Here is a 1,393-nt window from a genome sequence, read left to right on the forward strand (position 1 = left end):
CGACCTGATGATCTTGATGGTCTCGTCCAGGTCGTCCACGGCCCGCAGCACCCGCTCGGAGGCCTCCGAATGCTCGATGAAGCGCCCGGCGCTCTGCAGGGTCATCCCGGTGGCGAACAGCCGCTGGATCGCCAGGTCGTGCAGATCCCGGGCGATCCGGTCGCGGTCCTTCAGCACCGCGATCTCCTCGGCGTCCCGCCGCCGCTCCGCCAGCTCCATCGCGAGGGCCGCCTGCGCCGCGAAGACCTGCAGGGGCTCGGTCTCCTTCGCGGTGAACGGCGGCCGGCCCGCCTCACGCGCCAGCAGCACCACACCACGCACACCGGCCTCGCTCGTGCCGATGGGGCTGGCCACAGCGGGCCCCAGCCCGCCAAAGCGCGGCGGCTCGGGCGAGACCCGGTCGTCGTGGACCACATCCGCGCTGGTCACCGCGGTGCCCTGGGTGAACGCCAGGCCCATGAGCGTCCTGTCCAGCGGCAGCACCAGCCCCCGGTGCGCATCCGCGTCCATCCCCACGGCGATCTCCACGGTGAGCGAGCCCGTGTCCGCCATCGGCGTCGCGACCGCGGCCAGCGCCGAGTCCGTGATCTCCCTGGCCTGCTCGGCGATCAGCCCGAGAGCCCCGGCGCTCGCGGTGCCGGACATCAGCCTGTTCGTGATCTCCGCGCTCGCCCGCAGCCACCGCTCACGCAGCCGCGACTCCTCGTACAGCCGGGCGTTGTCGATCGCCACCCCGGCCGCCACGGCCAGCGTGGACGTCACCGACACGTCCTCCTCGTCGAACTGGCCTCCGCCCCGCTTCTCGGTGAGGTAGAGATTGCCGAAGACCTGGTCGCGGACCCGGATCGGGACACCGAGGAACGAGTTCATCGGCGGGTGGTTCGGCGGGAACCCGTACGAGGCCGGATGCTCGGAAAGCTTGGTCAGACGCAGCGGCTCGGGATGGCGGATCAGCTCACCGAGGATCCCGTGCCCCTCCGGGAAAGGGCCGATCCCGGCGATCTCCTCCTCGGTGACACCGACCGTGTGGAAGGCCGACAGCCGCCTGCCGTCCGGGCCGATCACACCCAGCGCCCCGTACTCGGCGTCGACCAGCACGGCCGCCGCCTCCACGATGCCACGCAGGGCCTGCTCAAGGTCCAGTTCCCGGCCGACCGAGAGCACCGCCTCCAGCAGGCTGTGCACCCGGTCCCGGGTACCACGCGCGGCGTCCAGCCGGGCCTGCAACTCTTCCAGCAACTCGTCCAGCCTGAGCTGCGGCAGCCGCACCCGGGCCGCCTCATGGCTCTCCACCGCACTCCTCCCGACCCCGTCGACTCGTACACCGGCAGGTCCGGTCAAAGCCCACCGTAGTGGGCACCGACCGCGTCGGGCACCTGGATCGGGCAAGTCG

Annotated in this window: 1 protein-coding gene; it reads right to left on the reverse strand. The window is 71.7% G+C overall.

Features of this window, described 5'->3' with window-relative positions:
* On the reverse strand, nt 1-1,293 hold a 1,293-nt coding region (locus ABT137_RS50975; RefSeq protein WP_351720913.1), incomplete at its 3' end, for a GAF domain-containing protein.
* Between the last annotated feature and the right edge of the window lie 100 nt (nt 1,294-1,393).

The sequence above is a fragment of the Streptomyces sp. NPDC001980 genome, from assembly GCF_040296885.1.
Lineage (GTDB): Bacteria > Actinomycetota > Actinomycetes > Streptomycetales > Streptomycetaceae > Streptomyces.